The organism is Nitrococcus sp., from assembly GCF_059432795.1.
On sequence record NZ_JBXWZQ010000232.1, the window covers coordinates 1 to 5,292 of the forward strand.

Annotated in this window: 7 protein-coding genes and 1 tRNA gene; 1 reads left to right on the plus strand and 7 read right to left on the minus strand. The window is 63.4% G+C overall.

Going from position 1 to position 5,292, the window contains the following annotated elements:
- Positions 1-96: 96 nt before the first annotated feature.
- The 5 genes from rpsR to rnr form a co-directional block, all read right to left on the minus strand.
- The gene (gene rpsR / locus AC52Q4_RS16275; RefSeq protein WP_495537850.1) at positions 97-321 is read right to left on the minus strand and encodes a 30S ribosomal protein S18; all 225 of its coding nucleotides are present in this window, start codon (positions 319-321) and stop codon (positions 97-99) included.
- Between the two features lie 23 nt (positions 322-344).
- Positions 345-677, minus strand: a complete 333-nt coding sequence (gene priB, locus AC52Q4_RS16280) for a primosomal replication protein N (RefSeq protein ID WP_495537851.1) — start codon at positions 675-677, stop codon at positions 345-347.
- A gap of 41 nt (positions 678-718) precedes the next feature.
- The gene (gene rpsF, locus AC52Q4_RS16285; protein WP_495537852.1) at positions 719-1,135 is read right to left on the minus strand and encodes a 30S ribosomal protein S6; all 417 of its coding nucleotides are present in this window, start codon (positions 1,133-1,135) and stop codon (positions 719-721) included.
- Between the two features lie 129 nt (positions 1,136-1,264).
- Positions 1,265-2,035, minus strand: a complete 771-nt coding sequence (rlmB, locus tag AC52Q4_RS16290; protein WP_495537853.1) for a 23S rRNA (guanosine(2251)-2'-O)-methyltransferase RlmB — start codon at positions 2,033-2,035, stop codon at positions 1,265-1,267.
- Entirely contained in the window at positions 2,032-4,359 is a 2,328-nt protein-coding gene (rnr, locus tag AC52Q4_RS16295) for a ribonuclease R (protein WP_495537854.1), read from the minus strand. The genes rlmB and rnr overlap by 4 nt, the downstream gene beginning before the upstream one ends.
- Positions 4,360-4,516: 157 nt before the next feature.
- Here rnr and AC52Q4_RS16300 point away from each other — a divergent pair.
- A tRNA-Leu gene (locus AC52Q4_RS16300) sits at positions 4,517-4,603 on the plus strand.
- A gap of 67 nt (positions 4,604-4,670) precedes the next feature.
- On the opposite strand, the gene crcB is transcribed toward AC52Q4_RS16300, so the two are convergent.
- Both crcB and AC52Q4_RS16310 read right to left on the minus strand, forming a co-directional pair.
- Positions 4,671-5,063 (minus strand): fluoride efflux transporter CrcB, encoded by a 393-nt coding sequence (gene crcB, locus AC52Q4_RS16305; protein WP_495537855.1) that lies wholly within the window; start codon positions 5,061-5,063, stop codon positions 4,671-4,673.
- Position 5,064: 1 nt separating this feature from the next.
- Positions 5,065-5,292 (minus strand): adenylosuccinate synthetase (locus AC52Q4_RS16310; RefSeq protein ID WP_495537856.1); only part of this gene is annotated, 228 nt, incomplete at its 5' end.

Genomic DNA, 5,292 nt, shown 5'->3' on the forward strand with positions numbered 1-5,292 from the left:
CATCGCACTTGCGAAGACGACGAAAACCGCCGACATCCGGCCACGCATGATGAAGTCGGCGAAACGCCTCACGGCCACGCTCGGGTGGCAGGCTGATCAGTGGCGGTCAGTGTAGGGCAGCACGGCCAGAGAGCGCGCGCGCTTGATGGCACTGGCACGTTGGCGTTGAGACTTGGCACGCGTTCCAGTGAGCCGGCTGGGCACGATCTTGCCGGTTTCTGTAATGTAGTTCTTGAGCGTGTTGAGATCCTTGTAATCGATCTCCTTGACACCCTCGGCCGTAAATCGACAGTACTTTCTGCGACGGAAAAAACGAGCCATAGCCTACACCTTTTCTGGTTCCTCTACGGCGCCAACCGCTCGACCTGGCTGGCGCTGATAATCAACGGATACTCTCCGCCTCGTTGACGGGAGCGAATGAGAAAGCCGACCACCCGCAACCCCGAGCCGCAGGGTATTGCGGGGATCGATTCCGCCAAGGGCCGCCCTGTCGCTCGCACACCGATCCGCAGGCGAACCCGCCGCAGGGCACCGGCCTCGGCCTGCTCGGAGACGTGCTCGAGCAGGAAACGGGCGATCGGAATGCCCGCCGGTGAATAGCGAAGCTGCGCGGGTGCGGCTAAAATCCCGGTGAGCATCACCGTGTTGACGCGGCTATCCAACGGGGCCAATGGCATGCTCGGCGCTAGCCTCGGTAGCAGAGTTGCCGAGACTACCCTCAGACCTCGGCGGCTTCTTCCTGCTCGCTTTCCGTCTCGGTGTTTCCGAACCTGTCACTTCGGCCCGAACGATCCGCACGAGCACCCTTCTCCTCGTCCTGGCTCTTCGCCAACGGCGAGGGTTCGGTGACCGCCTCTTGGCGCGACAAAACCATATGCCGAATGACCGCATCGTTGAAGCGGAACATGGAAACGAGCTCTTCCATATCCTCAGCTCGACACTCCACGTTCATCAAGATGTAATGCGCCTTGATCAGCTTTTTGATCGGGTAGGCAAGCTGACGGCGTCCCCAGTCCTCCAAACGGTGGACGTGGCCGGCGTTACCCTCGATCAAAGCCCGGTAACGCTCGACCATGGCGGAAACCTGGTCGCTTTGGTCCGGATGAACCAGAAACACAACTTCATAATGTCGCATGCTGACTCCTTTCGGGTGATCAGACCACTGCGTGGCCGGAAAAGCCGCCCGCACGGTTGCGGCCGGCAAGGAGAACCATTGCCCATCGACTGGGTGAAAACCCGAGCAACGAACAATAAGCGGGGGAGTTTACTCCGCCGACGGGGAGACGGTAAAGCGGTATCGGCGCTGACGCATGGCCTCATAGAGCACGATACCCGTAGCGACCGAGACGTTGAGCGTACCGGTCGGCCCCAGGGTGGGGATGCGGATCAATCGATCACAGCACTCTCGCGTAAGCCGACGCAAACCGGTGCCCTCTGCTCCCATGACCAAGGCCAAGGGACCGCTGAGATCCGTCTCATAGAGTCTGGCATCGGCCTGCTCGGCGGTCCCGGTCACCCACAAGCCGGCACCGCGCAACCGGCGCAGGGTGCGCGCCAGATTGGTCACCTGGAAGAGAGGAACGTGCTGCGCGGCACCTGCGGCGGCTTTGTAAACCACCGGAGTCAAGCCTACCGCACGATCACGCGGGGTGATCACGCCGTGAACACCGGCACCGTCGGCTGTGCGTAGGCAAGCGCCCAAATTATGGGGGTCCTGTACTTGATCGAGCACCAGTAACAAGGCGTCCTCGCCGAGACCGCTGAGCAACGCCTCCAGTTCATGCTCGTCGCGCGGCGGTAAGCCGCTGTAGCGGATCGCCACGCCTTGATGAGGCTGCCCGCTCGTCAGCCGATCCAATAGCCGGCGCTCGACCACATGCAGCGGACAGTCGAGCGCTTCCAGTTGGCGACGCAGCGCCTGCCCCCGCCGGCCGAGAGTGCGCCGATCAAACCAAGCCTCGATCACGTGCGCGGGATCGTAACGTACCGCAGCCCGCACGCTGTGCAGACCATGAATGATGTGACTCTGCGTCATCGTCGTGGGGAAGGCTGCTTCTTTGCGTTCGCTCGCCGCCGCTTGGCCTTTGTTGCCGCGAGCCGTTGTGCCGGCTGAGCCTTGCGGCGTCGCCCTGGCCCCCGGCGCGGCTGTTCGATCGGATTGCCGTGCGCATCCAAAGGATGCGCCACCAGCGCCAGATCGAGCTTGCGCTCGTCGATGTCCACCTGCGCGACTCGCACCCGCAGCCGGTCCGTCAACCGATATTCCTTTCCGGTACGCTCACCGACCAACCGATGGCCGATCGGATCGAAATGAAAATAGTCGCTCTCCAGATTGGTGATATGCACGAGCCCGTCGACATAGATGTCATCGAGCTCGACGAACAACCCAAACGAGGTTACCGCGCTGATCACGCCGGGAAGCTCCTCTCCCAAACGCTCGGCCATGTAACGGCATTTGAGCGTCATGACCGCATCCCGAGTGGCTTCCTCGGCGCGACGATCCGTCATGGAGCAATGCTCGCCCAGGGTAACCAGCTGATCGTGACTGTGCGCGAATGTCTCGCACCGAGCGCCGTTCAGGACGTGCTTTATGGCACGATGCACGATCAGATCGGGGTAGCGCCGGATCGGTGAGGTGAAATGCGCATAGGCGTCCAGCGCCAATCCGAAATGCCCGGCATTGTCGGGTCGGTATTCAGCGGCCGTCATCGAGCGCAGTAATACGGTCTCGATGAAATGACGATCGGGTCGGTCACGCACCCGCTCTATCAGCCGGGCGAAATCCTTGGGTCGGGGTTTGTCGCTGCCGCTCAGGCGCAGCCCTGTCTGGGCAAGAAAGGCACGCAATTTCTCCAGTCGCGCCGCTTCCGGAGGCTCGTGCACCCGATACAGGGTCGGCATGCGATGGCGGCGGAGAAAGCGCGCCGCAGCCACATTGGCCTTTACCATGCACTCTTCGATCATCCTATGAGCGTCGGTCCGCCGAGTCGGATGAATGGCGCGGATTCGCCCCGTTTGGTCGAACTCGATGGTGCTCTCGGTGCTTTCGAAATCCATCGCCCCGCGGCGGTCACGTTCCTTGCGCAGCACGCGGTAGACGCTGAACAGGTGATCGAGATGCGTGAGCAGGCCCCGATGGCGACGGCGTTGCGCCGGAGCGCGCTGCAGGTGCACCGCCGTGACCTCATCGTAGGTCAATCGGGCGCGGGAGCGCATCACCGCTTCGTAAAAGCGCGAGCGCCGCAGCGCGCCCTCACGGCTGATCTGCATCTCGCAGACCACGCAGAGACGGTCTACGCGCGGATTCAGGGAGCAAAGCCCGTTGGAGAGCACGGGCGGCAGCATGGGCACGACGCTGCGCGGAAAATACACTGAATTACCACGCCTGGCCGCCTCGCGCTCAAGGGGGGTGCCGCTGCCCACATAGTGGGAAACATCGGCGATCGCGACATAAAGGCGCCAGCCATGGGTCATCGGCTCGGCGTAGACGGCGTCGTCGAAATCTCTCGCACTCGCCCCGTCGACAGTCACCAATGGCAAATGCCGCAAATCGACCCGCCCACGCTTGGCCGCTTCCGGCACTCGCTCGCTGAGCCCAACCAGCGACTCCTTGACCTCGTCGGGCCATTCGACCGGAATTCCGTGCGCGCTCGCAGCGACGCTGATCTCCTGGCCGGCTTGAATGTGCTCTCCGAGAACCTCGACGATCCGACCGATTGGCTGGCGACGCATGGAAGGCTGACTGAGAATCTCGGTGATTACGAGCTCCCCGTCAGACGCCTCGTTACGCTGTGCGGCGGGGACAATGATGTCCTGATGAATCCGCCGGCTCGCCGGAATGACGAAACCCACGCCGCTCTCTTCGTGATACCGGCCCGCAACGCGTCGATTTGCCCGTTCCAAGACTTCGACCAGTTCACCCTCGGGCCGGTCGCGGGCGTCGACTCCCACCAAGCGGACCACCGCACGGTCCCCATGCAGTAGGCAGCGCATCGCCCGCGGCGGCAGATAAACCTCCGGCCCGGGGCGGTCCGGTTTGAGCCAACCAGAGCCCTCCATCGCCGCGCGTACTCGACCGCGAATCAAATCACGATTATCGACAATGACATAGCCGCCTCGTCGATTGCGAATCAGTTGCCCATCCCGCTCCATGGCCCGCAGGCGCCGGCGCAGACCTTCCAGCTCATCCGGATCGTCCAGCGCGAACAGTTCGGCAAGCTGCGCTCGGGTCAGCGGACGAGCGTGCTCGGCGAGCTGGTTGATAATGTATTCTCGACTGGGGATCGGCTGAGCATACTTGCGCCGTTCGCGCTCGATGTACGGATCACCCTCCGGGTCTGCACCGTGTTTTTTGGTCATTCGCTGCCGTTCGTTCCGGCGTTGTCATTCGATCCCACGTCCACCGAGCGGGCGGGCGCACGACTCCGCGTTGTCGCCGCTTGCAGGGACGTTGACAGAACATCTCGCCGTCGGTAAAGTTTGCGGCCCGCGCGCCCTGGGGCGCGGCCGCCCTACAGCCGAGGTGGCGGAATTGGTAGACGCGCTAGCTTCAGGTGCTAGTGGGGCAAACCCCGTGGAGGTTCAAGTCCTCTCCTCGGCACCATTCTTACCGGTTCAGGTGGTCGGTCCCAGCGGGGTCAGGGTCCTGCCCGCGACGTGGATCGGGCGTTTCAGGGCACACCCCGCAGTATCGCCAGCGCCAGCAGCATGCCAATCCCTGTCAGAGCCACGCTGCCGATGACATGTGCGGCCGCGGTGGCGACCCCCCAGAAGTAATCCCCCTGCCTCAGACTGAACGCCAGTTCGGCGGAAAACGCCGAAAACGTGGTGAACGCGCCCAGGAACCCGGTGATCAGCAGCAGCCTCAGCTCCGGACCCATCGTCCCGAGCCGGTCGCCCGCCTCCATCAGAATACCGATCAGCAGACCGCCGGACAGGTTGGCCGCCAGGGTACCCAGCGCCATCGACGGGAACAGCGGGTTGAGCGCGATCGCGAGTCCCCACCGGCACCACGCGCCAAGGCTGGCGCCCAGCGCGATGATCAGCAGGGACGACCACGGCATGTCAGTCGTCGAACGGATTGCGCAGCACGATGGTTTCCTTGCGTTCCGCGCCGGTGGATATGATGGCGAGAGGCACGCCGACCAGCTCCTCGAGTCGCTCGAGATAGCGACGGGCCTCCACCGGGAGGGCGTCGTAGTCGCGCACGCCCACCGTGGAAGATCGCCAGCCCGGCATCTCGATGTACTCGGGTTCGCACTCGGCCACCGCCTCGGCACCGCTCGGCGGCAC

What these genes read in the sequence shown, in the direction of transcription:
- rpsR (WP_495537850.1), bottom strand. Translation starts at nt 321, where the DNA reads ATGGCTCGTTTTTTCCGTCGCAGAAAGTACTGTCGATTTACGGCCGAG.
- priB (WP_495537851.1), bottom strand. Translation starts at nt 677, where the DNA reads ATGCCATTGGCCCCGTTGGATAGCCGCGTCAACACGGTGATGCTCACC.
- rpsF (WP_495537852.1), bottom strand. Translation starts at nt 1,135, where the DNA reads ATGCGACATTATGAAGTTGTGTTTCTGGTTCATCCGGACCAAAGCGAC.
- rlmB (WP_495537853.1), bottom strand. Translation starts at nt 2,035, where the DNA reads ATGACGCAGAGTCACATCATTCATGGTCTGCACAGCGTGCGGGCTGCG.
- rnr (WP_495537854.1), bottom strand. Translation starts at nt 4,359, where the DNA reads ATGACCAAAAAACACGGTGCAGACCCGGAGGGTGATCCGTACATCGAG.
- crcB (WP_495537855.1), bottom strand. Translation starts at nt 5,063, where the DNA reads ATGCCGTGGTCGTCCCTGCTGATCATCGCGCTGGGCGCCAGCCTTGGC.